Here is a 17,688-nt window from a genome sequence, read left to right on the forward strand (position 1 = left end):
ACGATGTTGTTGTAAGTGCGACAACTCACCAGCTAATCTAGTGAGGAGAGAAACCATTCTACAGGAGAACGAGTACCGTCATCGGCAATGAGTTGAAAAAATTGAGGAGGTACATAAAGTGGCAGGAAAAACACGTTTATTTACATCAGAATCGGTGACAGAAGGGCATCCAGATAAGATTTGTGATCAAATATCGGATTCTATTTTAGATGAAATTATGAAAAACGATCCTAATGCAAGAGTGGCATGTGAAACGTCAGTTAACACAGGACTTGTGCTTGTAGCTGGAGAAATTTCAACCTCAACATATGTGGATATCCCAAAAGTTGTTCGAGAAACGTTGAAGGAAATTGGATATGTACGGGCGAAATATGGATTTGATTATGAAACATGTGCTGTACTCACGTCTATTGATGAACAATCTCCAGATATTGCACAAGGTGTCGATCAAGCACTTGAAGCGAGAGAAGGCCATATGACTGATGACGAAATTGAAGCAATCGGTGCAGGAGATCAAGGGTTAATGTTTGGCTACGCAGATAATCAAACACCTGAACTTATGCCACTGCCAATCTCCTTATCACATAAACTTTCTCGTCGTCTTGCAGAAGTGCGCAAAGATGGCACATTGGATTATTTACGTCCTGATGGAAAAGTACAAGTAACAGTGGAATATGATGAAAATCAACAGCCAGTTAGAATTGATACGATTGTGATTTCTACTCAACATCATCCTGAAGTAGAATTAGCACAAATTAAAGCAGATTTAACGACACACGTTATACGACCAGTTGTTCCAGAGGTATTTTTAGATGAAAACACAAAATATTTTATTAATCCTACTGGACGTTTCGTGATTGGTGGGCCTCAAGGGGATGCTGGTTTAACTGGTAGAAAAATTATTGTAGATACGTATGGCGGATATGCGCGCCATGGAGGTGGGGCTTTCTCTGGTAAAGATGCGACTAAAGTGGACCGTTCTGCCGCCTATGCTGCCCGTTATGTGGCAAAAAATATTGTAGCAGCTGGTTTAGCTGAACGGTGTGAGGTTCAATTAGCGTATGCTATCGGTGTTGCTCAGCCAGTGTCGATTGCAATTGAAACATTCGACACGGGAAAAGTATCGGAGGAAGTACTCGTTAAAGTAGTACGAAATCACTTTGACTTGCGTCCTGCAGGGATTATCAAGATGCTTGATTTACGTCGACCAATATATAAACAAACTGCTGCCTATGGGCATTTTGGCCGTACAGATGTTGCCCTTCCATGGGAGGCGACAGATAAAGCGGATCTTATGAGAGAAGAGGCTTTTGCACTAGCAAAGCAATCTTAATTCGTTTTAACCTATCTAAATTAAAGAGCACGCATGATGTGAAATGACTTTAGTCTCGTCAACTTATAGTTGGCATGAATAAAGTATTTCTCGGTCATCAGCGTGCTTTTTTAGTTTAATTCAGTTAATTGAGTATATCTTCCCATATTTAACTGTGTCACTTTTTAGTGTTACGTTGCTTCTCTTCAAAACGCTTATAATAAGCGGCTTTTGCCATGTAGTCTTCTCTGATCCGTTTCATTTCTCTAAAGTCGTCATCTGTCAATTCGCGTATGACTTTAGCCGGATGACCGAGTGCTAATGTTCTTGGTGGAATCTTTTTTCCTGGCGGGACGAGACTTCCTGCACCAATAAAGGCTTCTTCACCGATTTCTGCGCCATCAAGAATAAGTGACCCCATTCCTATCAAAGCGTGTCTATGAATGAGGCAACTATGTAACGTACATTGATGGCCAACTGTAACCCCTTCTTTCAAATGCAATGGGATGTTAGGACTTTGATGAAGAGTACTATTATCCTGGACATTAACGTTCTTTTCAATGATTGTTGGGGCTACATCTCCACGTATGACTGTATTAAACCATATGCTTGTATTTTCATGAATAGTGACATCGCCAGTAATAATAACCCCTGTTGCAATAAAAGCTTCTTCACTGATAAGAGGGGTTTTTCCGTTATATGGGTAAATAGTCATCAACTCGCCTCCTTAAAAATACTTATACTTTCACCAATAGTTTAGCAAATTTTCTTTTGGGAACGAAATCTCAATTTCTATGACTTGACGAAAGTGTTATGGAAAGGGAAGATAGTAAGAAAACAGACTGAATCGAAGGTGATAAATATGTGGAGATGGGAAGCAAAGTCAAAAGAGGCTAAAGGGGTATTTGTTGTTGTTCACGGAGCTGGAGAATATCATGTGCGTTACAAGTGGATTACTGAGCGGTTAAATGAATTTGGGTTTCATGTTATACTCGGGGACTTACCTGGCCAAGGGACAACGGAAGGGAGAAAAGGTCACGTAAAAAGCTTCAATGACTACATAAAAGCTGTATCAGGCTGGCTTAATGAAGCTAAAAAGTATGGTTTACCTGTGATTTTATTAGGCCATAGTATGGGAGGCCTTATATCAACTCGCACGCTAATGGAGATGCGAGAAGAAAAGCTCCCTCAAATGGTGATTTTGTCATCACCTTGCTTTGGATTATTTAATAAAACGCCGATAAACAAAAAGATACTTTCATTGGCATTGAATAGAGTGACACCTGGTTTGAGGTTTCCGTCAGGTCTTGAAACAGGATCAGGTACGCGCGACCCGTTAATGCGGGAACGAGATGCCACCGATCATTTGTTAATCAAAAAAGTTAGTGTCAGATGGTATAGAGAATTAGATAAAGCGATGAAAATAGCTCATGACAATACAGAACGCTTTCCAGAACTACCGCTACTTGTGATGCAAGGTGGCGATGACCGAATTGTTGATAAATTTAAAGTGAAAGAATGGTTTAATCAAGTGGATTTAAAGGATAAATATTATAAAGAATGGGAAGGACTGTACCATGAAGTGTTAAACGAACCGGAAAAAAATCACGTGCTGGCTCATATGCTCGGTTTCGTTACGATGAATCTTCATAATTAAGTGGTTCTGTTCACCGTGTGATGGAGGAATGTGAAGTGACGATCCCTACGACATCTTGGTCTCTTATGATTCAAATATATAAAAAGGTTATTCCGGAGGTCTATACATGCTTAGATGAGTGGCGGAAGCGAGCTAAAGAGATTCCAGATCCAGAGCTTCGGGAACAAGCGTTAGCAAGTATTGCTAACAAAGCGTTTCACTGTGAAGGTGGTGCTGTCTATGCGCTATTGGCAGGTGATCATCTAAAGGAAGCAGTTAAGTTTATTGTGGCTTATCAAACGATCAGTGATTATTTAGATAATTTGTGTGATAGAAGCACTTCGTTAGACCCAAAGGATTTTAGTGCGCTTCACATGGCGATGTCAGATGCTCTTACAGTAAACGCACCATTGCATGATTATTACCACTATCGAAGTGAAAAGGATGACGGGGGATATTTATCTGAGCTCGTAAAAACCTGCCAGACGTGTATCTTATCATTTCCTGCTTACAAGGAGGTTGAAGCTCAAAACCTTCAGTTAGCTTCTTTATATAGTGACTTACAAGTGAATAAGCATGTCCATCACGAGAACAGAGAAACACGGCTGATTGATTGGTTTGAACAGCATAAAGCACAGGTGGCGCCCATGACATGGTATGAATTTTCGGCTTGTACAGGATCAACTCTCGGAATATTTTGTTTAAGTTCATATGCAGCAGGTGACGCTTCCTTTTCAAAAAAAGAGGCAGAGCTTGTTAAAGATGGGTATTTCCCTTGGGTTCAAGGGCTACATATTATGATGGATTATTTCATTGATCAAGAGGAAGATCGTATAGAAGGGGATTTAAATTTTTGTTTTTACTATGAGAGTGACGAAACACTACTTAGTAGAATGGAACAGTTCTTTATGAAAGCTGATGATTCGCTAAAAACTCTGAGAGATAACAAATTTCATCGGCTCATTAATAATGGGTTACTCGCTATTTATCTTGCGGATGAAAAAGTCAAAAAAGATGCTAATTTAAAAAGAAATAAACGTCGCTTAATGCGTCATGGTGGAATGACAACGTTACTCTTTTATTCATTTATAAAGTTTAACCTAAAAACCGCCCGAAGAGAAAAAGCGACAGGGGTAGTGAGGCTAGGACAAAACAGTTTTTATTGAAGTAGAAGATGCGATTATCATTTATGATAATCGCATCTTCTTATGTTGGAATAGTATAAAGAGCATTTTATTCTTAGCGCTTTTCGATAGCAATAATAAACGGCGGGTTATTTCGCTGATTCGTGAATCGATATTCTAGCACATGGTACATGTCTTGAGGCAATTGACGTACAAAAGGTATGACCACCTCTCGCTCTTTTTTCCCTTCCATATGGCCACTATAAATGACTAGTATGAGAAGGCCCTCAGATTTTAAATGAGTTAAAATATGACGTATCGCTGTGATCGTTGTCTCAGCTATGGTTACGATCGATTTATCACTCCCAGGCAAATAGCCTAAATTGAAAATTGCGCCATCAACTTGTCCGTTATGCTCAGTTTTTAGATATGTGAGTAAGTTTTCGTGTCCATCATGAATGAGATTGACAGGGGTTAACGCACTTTCTGACATAAGCCGGCTCTTAGTTGTCTCAATCGCCTGCTTTTGGATATCGAAGCTATATACAAAGCCGTGTTCGCCAACGCATTTCGCTAAAAAGAGTGTATCATGCCCATTACCAGCTGTGGCATCAATCGCTATCCCACTCTTAGGAACGGCTTTCGCTAATAATTCCCTTGCGAAGGGGAGAATACGTGTTAATTTCATAACGCAATCCCCTTTTGACTACCGTCAGTAGAGAAGTATTTTCCTTGCCAACTGTTACGTTCTTTCATTTCTTTATCGATCCCATTTAGCACTTCCCACTTATTTAAACTCCACATCGGTCCGATCATTAAATCTGCAGGACCATCTCCTGTTAAGCGGTGAACAATCATTGAAGGAGGAAGGACTTCTAACTGATCACAGACGAGCTTAATATAAGTCTCTTTATCCATTAAGTCCAGCATCCCTTTTTCATATTGTTTAACCATTGGCGTCCTTTTTAATAAGTGGAGTAAATGTATTTTAATCCCTTGGACATCTAGTTTAGCCACTTCTTTAGCCGTTTGAAGCATCATGGCATTCGTCTCCAATGGCAAGCCGTTAATTATATGAGAGCATACGCGAATACCATGCTTGCGAAGCTTTTTTACACCTTCAACATAACATTGAAAATCATGAGCGCGGTTAATAAGTTCTCCTGTTTGATCATGGGCCGTTTGCAAACCTAACTCCACCCATAAATAAGTGCGCTTATTCAGTTCTGCCAAGTACGCAACTACATCATCTGGTAAACAGTCAGGACGTGTGGCGATGGAGAGACCGATCACATCTTCCTGCTTTAAAATGACCTCATACATGTCACGAAGCTCCTCTACGGGGGCATACGTATTTGTATAGGCTTGAAAATAACCGATATATTTTCCCGAGCGCCATTTTTTATGAAGTTTGTCTTTAATCGTATGAAACTGTGTGACTAAATCATCACGTCTGTCGCCGGCAAAGTCGCCAGAGCCTCGCTCACTACAAAATGTACAGCCACCGTAAGCAACATTTCCATCCCGATTAGGACAGTCAAATCCCCCGTCTAAAGGGACTTTAAATATTTTTTCACCAAATTGCTGTTTCAAATGATAATTCCATGTGAGATAGCGCTTATCTCCGAAAAGATGCGCTTGTTCGTTAGTCATCGCATTGTCAACTGCCTTTCATTTATCACAGGTAACTGTCCATAAAGCGTCGGCGTCAAAATAGAGAGGAGAGGTATCCTTATTTTGCCGGGGCTACCGGACGCTAAGGTCCTGATTAACTTAATCTTCAATTAGTGGGATCACTGATTGAAGATTCGTTTTATGAACATGTTTTTAATAAGTTAATGACGTCGTTAATATTTTTTGTAGATATATTTAAATGTGTTGTGAAACGTAATGCTTCAGGTTTATATTGGATTACGGAAATGCCTTTTTCAGCTAGCAGGGATACCCATTCTTTAGCTGTCTTAGCAGAGTGGGCTGTGTCGGCAATAATGATGTTGGTATGAATGTCGTGAGTGACTACCATATCAGTATATCTATTTATTGCAGCTGCTAACATTCGAGCATGTTCGTGATCGTCTTCCAAACGTTTTATATTTGATTTTAACGCTAGCAGGCCTGGAGCTGCAAGTACACCTGCTTGGCGAAGGCCACCTCCGAGCATTTTTCGTTTTTTTCTGGCGTTAGCGATAAATTGTTTACTACCAGCTAGAATGGATCCTACAGGGGCACCGAGCCCTTTTGAGAGGCAAAATTGTACGGTATCCACATGTTGCGTAATCGTTGTCACGTCTTCTTTGATGGCAACTGCAGCGTTAAAGAGACGAGCGCCATCCATATGTACTGGCACGTTATGGTGAGTGGCTATTTCCGCTACATGTTTTAAGTAATCAATCGTTAACACAGTTCCACCGCTACGGTTATGCGTGTTTTCAAGCCAGATTAGGCCTGTTTCAGGGAAATGCACATCATCTGGTCGTATGGCTTCCTCCAGTGTTTTCAATGGTATTTCTCCGTTTATGTGGGGAAGTGTACGTGATTGAACACTAGCAAAAGCAGAAATAGCGCCACCTTCATAAATAAATACGTGCGCGTCTTCGTCCATAATCACTTCTTGCCCTAAATGAGTATGAGACAAAACGGCTATTTGATTACCTTGTGTACCGCTTGTGACGAAGAGGGCCGCTTCTTTTCCCACAAGCTTAGCTGCGTATGCTTCTAATTCATTGACTGTAGGGTCTTCTCCATATACATCATCACCCACATCAGCTTTTGCCATCACATCCCGCATTAACTGGCTCGGTTTGGTAACTGTATCACTTCGTAAATCAATCATGAAGCTCGTCCTCCTCTATGGGTCTGTTTCTTCTATCCTATCACACTTGCACAGCGTGAAAATAATACTAATCATTACAAAGGTGTGATTTGATCACAGATAACCGTTCGTAAACGTCCTAGGTCAAAATAGAAAGGAGAGCTAACTCTATTTAGGCGGGAGCTAACGGCCGCTAATGTCCTGATTCACGCCACTACCAATCAGTGGAGAGGAACGGAAACTTCCACTCATTGAAGGTTCATTTTGTTGCTAATTAAATCATAATCATCTAATCTATTAGTTAGTGTATCGAAATAATGGAGGGGAAATACGTGCCAAAAGCAATTTGGATTTTAGTCATTGGGATGACAATTAATGTGACAGGTGCGTCATTTTTATGGCCGCTGAATACCATATATATGAGTCAAGAACTAGGGCGTTCTTTAACAGTGGCTGGCAGTATTATTATGATAAACGCAGCTGCAGGGGTTGCAGGGAATCTATTAGGTGGTAGGTTGTTTGATAAAATTGGTGGCTATAAAACGATTATGGCCGGCGTTACGATTACAACAGTGAGCGCCTTTACGCTAGCTGTTTTCCATCAGTCATTTATAGCCTATGTACTCATGCTCACCACGATTGGATTTGGTGGAGGTATGATGGTGCCTTGTATGTATGCATTAGCCGGAGCGATTTGGCCTGAAGGTGGACGCAAGCCGTTTAATGCCATGTACGTGGCACAAAATGTGGGTGTTGCCGCAGGGGCAGCCATTGGCGGGTTGCTTGCCAGCTTGAGATTCGATTTTGTCTTCTTTGGGAACGGTGTGATGTATTTTAGTTTTTTCTTATTGGCACTCACTTTTTTTAAACATCTTGAAGAGGAAGGAAGGAAAGTATCAGCTTCCTCTACGTTTCAACAGACAGAGCGAGTGGAAAGTAGTAAGCGATTCCAAGCACTTCTTTTGCTATGCGCTGGCTTCTTAGTGTGTTGGATTGCTTATACTCAGTGGGCATCGACTATTTCCGTTCATACGCAAAACTTAGGAATACCTTTAAGTGCGTACAGTCTATTGTGGACGATTAATGGGGGAATGATTATTTTTTGTCAGCCTCTTATTAAATTTTTTATAAGAAGATGGGTTCATTCTTTAAAAGCACAAATTTATGTGGGGCTTAGTATTTTCATGGTTTCGTATTTAATTTTAGCTAGTGCTGAAGTGTTGACAGCATTTGTGGTAGCGATGATTATTCTAACATTGGGAGAAATGTTTGTTTGGCCAGCTATACCGACAATTGCGCACACATTAGCTCCAAAAGGAAAGGCTGGCTTTTATCAAGGAATTGTCAATAGTGTCGGAACTGGAGGTAGGATGATTGGACCGCTTTTCGGTGGACTCATGGCTGACTTATTTGGAATGGCGGTCTTATTTTATGTGCTTGTCGCTATGTTTTCGATTGCCTTTATCATGACCCGAATTTTCGATAAAGGCGTTCCACACCTGGATTTTACGAAAAAACGACAAGAACGTTCAGCTTCTTAGAGGAGTGCTATAAAATGGTCGTTCACTAGAGTCTAAAAATACATTTTTTGTAAGGTGTATGAGCAAGACTTGACAGTGATTGTGTCACCTCATAAAATAACGTATAATGACGATAAATGAATGTGAAAAAAATGTAGAAAAGGATTAGTAATGAAGTAACCTTGATACAGAGAGTTAACGGTCGGTGAAAGTTAACCATGGTTGTTCATGAACTCACCTTGGAGTTGCAAAGGGGAAATCATTTACCCTTTGTCGTGTGACTGGCGTTAACGGTATAGAGTGAGTGCTTATGAAATTAGCGCTAAACGTGGGTGGTACCGCGGGAAGGATGATTATCAGCCTCTCGTCCCTAGTCATAACTAGTGACGGGAGGCTTTTTGCTTTTAAGCGTTTAAGTAACACTAACTATAGAGAGAGTTTTAAGGAGGTAACAAAGTTGGCATTTGAACATCAGCAAATCGAAAAAAAATGGCAGCACATTTGGGAAGAAAACAAAGTATTCGCGACAACAGAGGACCCAGCTAAGAAAAAGTTTTATGCATTGGATATGTTCCCATATCCATCAGGAGCAGGGTTACATGTAGGACATCCAGAAGGCTATACAGCCACTGATATTTTGTCACGGATGAAGCGTATGCAAGGGTATAACGTCCTTCATCCAATGGGATGGGATGCTTTTGGTTTACCGGCAGAACAATATGCGCTTGATACCGGTAAGCACCCGCGTGAATTCACAGAACAAAATATCAATAATTTCCGCAGACAAATCAAAGCACTCGGGTTTTCTTACGATTGGGATAGAGAAGTGAATACAACCGATGAGAAATATTATAAATGGACGCAGTGGATTTTCCTTCAACTATATAAAAAAGGGTTAGCGTATGTGGATGAAGTAGCGGTTAATTGGTGTCCTGCATTAGGCACTGTCCTAGCCAATGAAGAGGTTATCGATGGAAAAAGTGAACGGGGCGGTCATCCGGTTGAACGCCGTCCGATGAAGCAATGGATGCTTAAGATAACCGCTTATGCAGATCGACTTCTTGAAGATTTGGAAGAGTTAGATTGGCCTGAAAGTATTAAAGATATGCAGCGTAATTGGATTGGCAGGTCAGAAGGTGCGGACGTTCATTTTAAGCTTGATGAGCTTGGAAAAGAGGTGACCGTTTTTACAACACGCCCAGATACTTTATACGGAGCCACGTATCTCGTACTAGCGCCGGAGCATTCTCTTATTAATGACTTAACGACGGCAGAGCAAAAAGAAGCGGTCACTGCTTATCAGCACCAAGTAGCGACAAAAAGTGACTTAGAACGCACAGAACTAGCAAAAGAAAAAACGGGTGTGTTTACAGGTGGGTATGCGACTCATCCTGTAACAGGGGAAAAACTCCCTATTTGGATCGCCGACTATGTTCTCGTTAATTATGGAACAGGAGCGGTAATGGCGGTTCCTGGACATGATGAACGAGATTATGAATTCGCCAAAACATTTAATTTGCCGATTAAAGAAGTGGTATCAGGTGGTGATATTGCAACAGAAGCATACGCTGGTGACGGGCCACACGTTAATTCTGACTTCTTGGATGGCCTTCATAATGAAGAGGCGATTTCAGCAATGTGTGACTGGCTAGAAGAAAATAAAAAAGGGGAACGACAAATCACTTACCGATTACGTGATTGGTTATTTAGCCGTCAACGTTATTGGGGAGAACCAATTCCGATGATCCATTGGGAAGACGGAACAATGGAACCCATTCCTGAACACGAGTTACCACTCACACTTCCTGAAATGGAGGAATTCAAGCCATCGGGCACAGGAGAGTCACCGCTGGCTAACAATACTGAGTGGTTATATGTCACAGATCCTAAATCAGGTAAAAAAGGACGACGTGAAACGAATACGATGCCACAATGGGCAGGGAGCTGCTGGTATTACTTGCGTTATATTGATCCGCATAATGATGAACAGCTTGCTGATCCAAAGAAGTTACAACAATGGTTACCAGTAGATATTTATATTGGTGGTGCGGAACATGCAGTTCTTCATCTCCTGTATGCGCGATTTTGGCATAAAGTGTTGTATGATATCGGCATCGTACCAACAAAAGAGCCGTTCCAAAAGCTTTATAACCAAGGGATGATTCTTGGAGAGAATAACGAAAAAATGAGTAAGTCAAAAGGAAATGTCGTCAACCCAGACGATATTATTGAGTCTCACGGTGCGGATACACTTAGACTTTATGAAATGTTCATGGGCCCATTGGATGCTTCCATCGCATGGAGTGAGAATGGATTAGATGGTGCGCGGCGTTTTCTCGACCGTGTATGGCGGTTAATCATTACCGATGAAGGAAAGCTAAACCCTATTATCGCTGATGCTCATGGCAGTGACGAGATGACCCGCGTCTATCATCAAACCGTGAAAAAAGTGACGGATGATTTTGAGGGATTAAGGTTTAATACGGGTATTTCACAATTAATGGTGTTTGTAAATGAAGCTTATAAACAGGAAATGCTATCAAGAAGTCACCTGGAAGGCTTCCTTAAATTATTGTCGCCAGTGGCTCCTCATTTAAGTGAAGAACTATGGAGCCACCTAGGACATGAAGAGACGTTGGCATACAGCTTGTGGCCAGTTTATGATGAAACATGGCTCGTCGAGAATGAAGTAGAAATCGTGGTACAAGTAAACGGAAAAGTTCGCACAAAACTGATGGTAGCTAAGGAAGCTACCAAAGAAGAATTAGAAGAACAAGCACTTACATTAGAGAAGATAAAAGAAGAAATAGACGGCAAAACCATTCGAAAAGTAATTGCTGTCCCAGGAAAATTAGTGAACATTGTTGCTAACTAACACTAATGGGCGTCCGACAGAATAAGACACGATGAGCTGTGTTATTATTCTGTCGGGCTTTTTTGTATGGGCAAAATAAAAACAACTGCTTAGCGTCAGGATGTGTCTTTTCAAAACATAAAATGAATCTTTAATTAATGGTCCCAATGATTGATAGTTGTGTTAATGAGGACATTAGCGTCCGTTCCCCCCTAAATAGATTTATCTTTCCTATCTATTTTTGACGTGAGCGTTTTATGGATGGTTAGATAAAACAAAACGCCCTTCTTCAGATTAACGAAGAGAGGCGAAATGATAAAAAAACTTTACTACTGACCCGCAGCTGCTTTTCCTGCTGTATAACCAGTCGAAAAAGCAACGGTTATATTATAACCACCGGTATAACCATGTAAATCAAGGACTTCACCGCAGAAAAAGAGCCCTTTGACTAGCTTTGATTCCATTCGTTTCGGTTGAATTTCTTTCACACTAACACCGCCTCCGGTGACAAACGCTTTTTCGATAGAAAGAGTCCCTGTGGCTGTCAGTGGGAAGCCTTTAATAAGCTGAGCCAGCTCCCTAAGCTTGGCGTGAGCAAGCTCTGGATAAATGGCTAAAGGATCAATATGGGCCATCTCTAATAAAATTGGGATAAGGCGCTCAGGCAAAAAGCCTTGAAGGGCGTTTTTAATCGCTTTTTTAGATTGTTCTTTAAGTAACTGGACGAGTTGCTGTAACACGTCTTCGGTGGTTTCCTTAGGAAACAAGTCCACCTGTAAGGGAATCGCTGTATCCGGATGTTTTTTTCGTGCTTTAACAACATATTGGCTACAACGCAAACTAATTGGACCGGAAACCCCAAAATGAGTAAAGATCATATCTCCTTCATGAGCTTTAATGACTTTTCTTTTTTTCGGATCCAGTACAGATAATTGAACATCTCTTAATGAAAGACCTTGTAATGTTTTCGCTTTTATAAACGCGTCATGACATGTAATTGGAACTTCAGTAGGATATAAATCTGTTACCGTATGCCCTGCTTTCACAGCCCACGGATAGCCATCACCGGTGGAGCCAGTGTGGGGAACCGATTTTCCACCTACCGCGATAATAACTCGGTTCGTTTCAAGTTTTTCACCATTTTTTAATAAAACCCCTGTAACGCTAGTGATCGACGGATCATAAAGGATGTCACATACTTCTGTATTCGTACGAATAGAGACATTTAATGAACGGATTTTATTTAATAAAGCTCGGACCACATCCACCGCTTTATCATTTACGGGGAACATTCTGCCTCGATCCTCTTCTTTTAATTTTATTCCTAGACTTTCAAAAAAGGCAATAATGTCTTCATTATTAAATATAGAGAAGGGGCTATGCATGAAGCGCCCATTACCCGGGATATGCGTAATGATATCCTCGATATCCGCACGATTAGTTACGTTACAGCGCCCTCCACCGGAAATGGCAAGTTTGCGTCCTAGTTTTTTCCCTTTATCGAGCAGTAAGACTGTTGCACCGTGCTCAGCTGCTGCCACGGCTGCCATTAATCCAGCTGGCCCACCACCGATGATTATGACATCAGTCATCTTAACGCCTTCTTTCTTGTCAGATTCAATTCATCTATCCGATTTTACTGTGCTTGAAAGAAGGAAGCAAGCTTTAGTGAAAAAAACAGGTACCATATTTATTTTTCAGAAAAATAACGCCAAATTAAGCGATTATTAGTTATTTATCTACCTGAGAGACGGTGAGGGTGAAATACATATCAAATAGTTGAATTTTTTTTGAAAAACGCTGTTTTATTTCTCATTTGAATGTGGTAAACTTCAGGTGGGAAATATTCTACCATTGTTTATGAGTGAACTCGTGAAAGGAGGAGAGGCACATGTTTCAAAACTTGAAGGAAAAGTTTGAAGCAAAACGTGCGGTTTGGGCTGAGGAGACACAGGCTCGTATTAATAACTATGCTATTTTGGAAAGACGAAAAATGCTAGCAGAGATGAAAAGAAAAGAGACGTTACAATCTCTATTAAATTCGGAGGTCTCTAAGTACCTTAAAACAGTTTTACCAACTTTTTTATTGAAACCAGAAGCGAGCCGAGCGCTTTTAAACATGTTGCATGCTCGCTCTGAAGGCACGGTAAGCATAAATCTCAATATGACAAAAGAAATGCGGCAAACACACCTGTTTTATCACAATGAATTAGACGTATTTATCACCTTACTTGAGCGAAAAGGCTTTGTGCTTGAAGGGAACGAAGACTTATTCTTAACCTCTTTTTTAACGACCTTAAGGGAGTACAACTATCGTTTATGCATAGATGTTTACGGTGATTTTGTTCCAGATGATGCGTCGTTATTAGAGGCTTTTGATCGGTATTTTGAGACCGTTGAAGATAAATTTAAATATGAAAGCGGAAATGTGGACTTTTTCGCAGCTTACTTAAATCAAAAAGGGATAGTCGATGGCAATTTAACTAAAAGCCGGTTAAAACGTAAATTAAAGCAATATGAAAAAGCAAATAAACATGAATTTAAGTTAAAGAAATTAGAACGGAAGCTACAGAATATTAGCTAAATATATGGAGAGCTGGAGATCTGACATCGTCAGATCTTTTTTTGGTGAAATGCGGCTTTAAAGATGATCTTGAATATGGCTAACCATTTTAGTCGATACCGTATGTCATTTTTACATGATAGTTCGTTCGTGGTATGTTAGAAGACGTAGTGAAGGAGATGAATGAGGTATGACATCATTATTAGTTATTGGAGCAGGGAGAATGGCAGAGGCTATTATTTCAGGCTTAGTGGCAGAGGAAAAAAATATTTTCTCATCTATAACCGTTTCAAATGTTTCAAACAAAGATAGGCTTAGCAGGTTAAAGCGTACATATGGTGTTCACGTGACGCAAGATGCTATAAGTGAAGTAGCTTCTCACGATGTGATTTTATTGGCTGCACCCCCCGATGCGCATAATTACTTGCTGGAACAGTTGAAAGAAGTGATAGATCATCAGCTTATTTTAACAGTAGCAGCAGGAATTGATCCAGCTTATATAGAGGCCCGCCTTAATACGCGGACACCAGTTGCTTGGATTATGCCAAACACCGCGGCAAGTATCGGAGAATCAATGTCCACGTTTACGTGTGGGGAATATGTGGAAAATCATCATAGAACGATCATTAACTATATTTTGTCATCCATTGGAGAATCGGAAGAACTATCAGCTGAAAAAGTTCATGATTTAACTGCGGTTACCGGAAGTGCGCCAGCTTTTTTGTACGCTTTTGCGTTGGGGTTAGAGGAAGCGGCTGTGAACTATGGGGTTAGTCGTAAACAGGCGAGGAAGCTCGTGACCCATATGTTAAAAGGATCAGTATCTATGCTAGAACATAATGGGGAACCACAACAATTAATGGATCAAGTGGCATCTCCCGGAGGCTCTACGGCTAAAGGGCTAGAGGTTCTTAATGAACAAGGTTTTATGAGCATGCTAAAAGATGCGGTGAAGGCGACTAACAATCATGCACGTACTCATAACCAATAAGAAAGTAGGTGAAGAGAGAGATGCTCAAGAAATTAGCGATCACCACAGGCTCACGAGATGAGATGAAGGATATGACGGAAGAGGTGCAGCAAGTCGTTAATGAGAGTGGTGTCCAATCCGGGGTTGTATACATTTACTGTGCTCATACAACAGCAGGAATTACAATTAATGAGAATGCAGACCCAGATGTGAAACATGATATGCTCATGCGCTGGGATGAGGTTTATCCATGGCATCATGATAAGTATCGGCACGTAGAAGGGAATACTGCGGCTCATTTAAAAGCAAGTACGACAGGGGCTTCGCAAATGGTCATCATTGAAAATAGCAAACTCATTTTAGGCACGTGGCAAGGTATTTATTTTTGCGAATTTGATGGCCCCCGACAGCGACACGCCTATGTAAAAGTTATCGAAGGCTAATTAATTAAAAGAGCGCAATGAAGTCTCTTATTACAACGTTATTAAGCTAGGAAAGAGCCTATTTCCTAGCTTTTTTCATGTTCTGCTTTTGTTCTGTACAAGCCTTAATGAAGAGCGAGAAGAAGGTGTAAGTTCAAATAAATCATATACATCTTCGAAAGCGATTATTGTATGTGAGGCATTCATATTAATTAGAGATAAAGCATGGTTAACTCTCCTCTCCATACCCAAAGTCAGCTTTCCCCTATTCACCATAATACAAATGACTGTGTCATTTTGCTAGTTTTAAAGTGTGGTAATAAAGTGCGAGTTTATCACAGATAAACGTCCGTAAAACTCCGGCTTCAAAATAGAGAGTAGAGCTATCTCTATTTAGGCAGGAGATAACGGACGCTAATGTCCTGATTAACTCAACTAACAATCAGTGGGAGAAGAACGAAAACTCCCACTGATTGAAGGTTCGTTTTATAGTCCTTTAGAAGGGGATAGCACGAATAGAATAAATGACTGGATTAATTGCAACATAATTCCCTACTTTTTAATAAAAAGTATGATAAAATGCTATCAGTGTTATGTGAAACTAAGGTGAGGAGCAAGAGACATGTCAGAGCAGCAATTAATTAGAGGTACGGTTATTCTAACGGCGAGTGTCTTTATCTCTAAGATTCTCGGGTTAATTTACGTGTTCCCATTTACAGCAATTGTGGGAACAAAAGGAATGGCACTTTATACATATGGCTATTTGCCCTATACAATTATGTTAAGTTTATCTACGCTCGGAGTTCCCCTTGCCGTGTCGAAATTTGTGTCTAAATACAACGCTCTAGGCGATTACAGAACGGGACAAAGGTTATTAAAATCGGGCATTGTTGTGATGCTTATAACAGGTATCATTGCCTTTTTAGCTTTGTTTTCCTTAGCGGAGCCCATTGCAAAACAAGTCGTTGATCCTACTGACTTAAAGGGGAATTCCTATGAAGATGTCATCTTCGCTGTCAGGATGGTCAGTGTGGCATTATTAATTGTCCCAGTTATGGCGATTATAAGAGGTTATTTTCAAGGACATCAGTCGATGGGGCCTACAGCTGTTTCTCAAGTTATTGAGCAAATCATTCGAATTGTTTTTATTCTTTTATTTGCTTTTCTCATTTTGAATGTATGGAACGGTGAATTAGGTACTGCTGTTGGTATTGCTACATTCGGGGCTTTCGTCGGTGCCCTTGGCGGTCTGGCTGTTTTGCTAATCTATTGGAAAAAAAGAGGCCCTAGTCTAAAAAGGCAAATTGACGAGAGTACAGTAGAACAAAAGCTACCTCTTCGCAGTATGTATAAAGAATTATTAACTTATGCCATACCGTTATCGATAGTGGGATTAGCGATCCCATTATATCAGTTAGTTGATATGGTTACGTTTAACCAAGCGATGCAAGCGCTTGGCTATGATATGAATGTCGTCGAAACTTATTATGGGGCATTTTCACAAACCACTCATAAGCTTATTCAAATTCCAGTGGCACTTGGAACAGCCATGTCGTTAACGATCATTCCAACCGTGACAAACGCATTTATAAATGAAGAGCATGATCGTCTACAACGAACTATCACGCAAACTTATCAAATCATTTTGTTCCTTACTGTTCCAGCAGCAATTGGTCTAACGGTGCTGGCGGAGCCTGTCTATGGTGCACTATTTGGTTTAGCTGATTTAGCTGAGGGGGCCGAGGTGTTACGATCGTATGCATGGATAGCGGTGGCATTTGCCATCTTTGCTGTAACTGCAGCTATTCTTCAAGGAATTAACAGGCAAAAATGGGCTGTTATTGCATTGTTAGCTGGGCTTGCCTTTAAAATACTATCAAATACACTGCTTATTTCATGGTTTGAGGTTCATGGCGCTATCCTCGCTACAGGAATAGGATATATAATTGCCATCGCAATAAATATTTGGGCTATAAAAAAATATGCAAATTACGATTATACATTTGTCTTTAAACGATTCTTACTTGTTTGTTTGTTCACCGGCATGATGGCAATTGTCGTTGGATTTTTACAATACGGTCTTATGCAACTTCTTCCCATAAATACGAGAATGGATGCTCTTATCATCCTTGCGGTCACTGTTTTATCAGGTATTGTCGTTTATTTGAATTTAGGCATTCGCTCAGGACTGGCTGGTCAAATCCTTGGAGAGAGATTTAAATTCTTAAATAAATAGAAAAAAACTATAAAAATAGAGGCGTGTTAGGATATTACCACCTCAAATAAAAGTTATTCCGCTTCGGTTAGATGACGCACAATAATATTTTTGTAAATGACTTGAAACTATAAAAAGAGATAAAAAGTAAAAGGGAAGTTGTTTAAGACATATGACGACTTCTCTTTTTTGTGACTTTTAACTGCCATAAACGAAGAAAAAGACCTTTTCGCAATAAGCAAAAGGTCGACCTTAAACAG

The 17,688-nt window shown here is 40.4% G+C and carries 14 protein-coding genes and 1 other annotated feature; of the genes, 9 read left to right on the top strand and 5 right to left on the bottom strand.

The features are described 5' to 3' along the window. The first annotated feature begins 118 nt into the window (after positions 1–118). Entirely contained in the window at positions 119–1,333 is a 1,215-nt protein-coding gene (gene metK / locus BK581_RS17920) for a methionine adenosyltransferase (RefSeq protein ID WP_078579449.1), read from the top strand. A 157-nt stretch (positions 1,334–1,490) separates the two neighbouring features. On the opposite strand, the gene BK581_RS17925 is transcribed toward metK, so the two are convergent. Further along, the gene (locus BK581_RS17925) at positions 1,491–2,027 is read right to left on the bottom strand and encodes a gamma carbonic anhydrase (RefSeq protein WP_078579450.1); all 537 of its coding nucleotides are present in this window, start codon (positions 2,025–2,027) and stop codon (positions 1,491–1,493) included. A 147-nt stretch (positions 2,028–2,174) separates the two neighbouring features. Between BK581_RS17925 and BK581_RS17930 the strand changes: the two genes are divergently transcribed. Then, positions 2,175–2,969 carry an alpha/beta hydrolase gene (locus BK581_RS17930; protein WP_078579451.1) on the top strand — a complete coding sequence of 265 codons (795 nt, stop codon included), beginning with the start codon at positions 2,175–2,177 and terminating at the stop codon, positions 2,967–2,969. Between the two features lie 35 nt (positions 2,970–3,004). Then, the gene (locus BK581_RS17935) at positions 3,005–4,114 is read left to right on the top strand and encodes a tetraprenyl-beta-curcumene synthase family protein (protein WP_078579452.1); all 1,110 of its coding nucleotides are present in this window, start codon (positions 3,005–3,007) and stop codon (positions 4,112–4,114) included. A gap of 73 nt (positions 4,115–4,187) precedes the next feature. On the opposite strand, the gene BK581_RS17940 is transcribed toward BK581_RS17935, so the two are convergent. The 3 genes from BK581_RS17940 to ltaE all read right to left on the bottom strand — a co-directional run bounded on the left by BK581_RS17940 (position 4,188) and on the right by ltaE (position 6,905). Beyond that, on the bottom strand, positions 4,188–4,760 hold the full coding sequence (locus BK581_RS17940; protein ID WP_078579453.1) for a tRNA 5-(aminomethyl)-2-thiouridylate-methyltransferase MnmM: 573 nt from the start codon (positions 4,758–4,760) through the stop codon (positions 4,188–4,190). Beyond that, positions 4,757–5,725 (bottom strand): tRNA modification radical SAM protein MnmL/YtqA, encoded by a 969-nt coding sequence (locus tag BK581_RS17945; protein WP_078579454.1) that lies wholly within the window; start codon positions 5,723–5,725, stop codon positions 4,757–4,759. The genes BK581_RS17940 and BK581_RS17945 overlap by 4 nt, the downstream gene beginning before the upstream one ends. 160 nt (positions 5,726–5,885) lie before the next feature. Further along, positions 5,886–6,905, bottom strand: coding sequence for a low-specificity L-threonine aldolase (ltaE, locus tag BK581_RS17950; protein WP_078579455.1), 1,020 nt, complete (start codon positions 6,903–6,905; stop codon positions 5,886–5,888). Positions 6,906–7,216: 311 nt separating this feature from the next. Here ltaE and BK581_RS17955 point away from each other — a divergent pair, with 311 nt between their 5' ends. Both BK581_RS17955 and leuS read left to right on the top strand, forming a co-directional pair. Then, positions 7,217–8,425, top strand: coding sequence for an MDR family MFS transporter (locus tag BK581_RS17955; protein WP_078579456.1), 1,209 nt, complete (start codon positions 7,217–7,219; stop codon positions 8,423–8,425). A gap of 125 nt (positions 8,426–8,550) precedes the next feature. Beyond that, positions 8,551–8,779 (top strand) — a binding site (T-box leader). Positions 8,780–8,861: 82 nt separating this feature from the next. Beyond that, positions 8,862–11,279, top strand: a complete 2,418-nt coding sequence (gene leuS, locus BK581_RS17960; protein WP_078579457.1) for a leucine--tRNA ligase — start codon at positions 8,862–8,864, stop codon at positions 11,277–11,279. 308 nt (positions 11,280–11,587) lie between these two features. Here leuS and BK581_RS17965 read toward each other — a convergent pair whose 3' ends face one another. Continuing rightward, positions 11,588–12,850, bottom strand: coding sequence for a BaiN/RdsA family NAD(P)/FAD-dependent oxidoreductase (locus tag BK581_RS17965; RefSeq protein ID WP_078579458.1), 1,263 nt, complete (start codon positions 12,848–12,850; stop codon positions 11,588–11,590). A gap of 299 nt (positions 12,851–13,149) precedes the next feature. Between BK581_RS17965 and BK581_RS17970 the strand changes: the two genes are divergently transcribed. The 4 genes from BK581_RS17970 to BK581_RS17985 all read left to right on the top strand — a co-directional run bounded on the left by BK581_RS17970 (position 13,150) and on the right by BK581_RS17985 (position 17,449). Then, positions 13,150–13,842, top strand: coding sequence for a hypothetical protein (locus BK581_RS17970; RefSeq protein ID WP_078579459.1), 693 nt, complete (start codon positions 13,150–13,152; stop codon positions 13,840–13,842). Between the two features lie 169 nt (positions 13,843–14,011). Next, positions 14,012–14,812, top strand: a complete 801-nt coding sequence (gene proC / locus BK581_RS17975) for a pyrroline-5-carboxylate reductase (protein ID WP_078579460.1) — start codon at positions 14,012–14,014, stop codon at positions 14,810–14,812. A 20-nt stretch (positions 14,813–14,832) separates the two neighbouring features. Continuing rightward, the gene (locus BK581_RS17980) at positions 14,833–15,234 is read left to right on the top strand and encodes a secondary thiamine-phosphate synthase enzyme YjbQ (RefSeq protein WP_078579461.1); all 402 of its coding nucleotides are present in this window, start codon (positions 14,833–14,835) and stop codon (positions 15,232–15,234) included. Positions 15,235–15,835: 601 nt separating this feature from the next. After that, positions 15,836–17,449 (top strand): putative polysaccharide biosynthesis protein, encoded by a 1,614-nt coding sequence (locus tag BK581_RS17985; protein ID WP_078579462.1) that lies wholly within the window; start codon positions 15,836–15,838, stop codon positions 17,447–17,449. The last annotated feature ends 239 nt before the right edge of the window (positions 17,450–17,688 follow it).

This window comes from Salipaludibacillus agaradhaerens (assembly GCF_002019735.1).
Lineage (GTDB): Bacteria > Bacillota > Bacilli > Bacillales > Salisediminibacteriaceae > Salipaludibacillus > Salipaludibacillus agaradhaerens.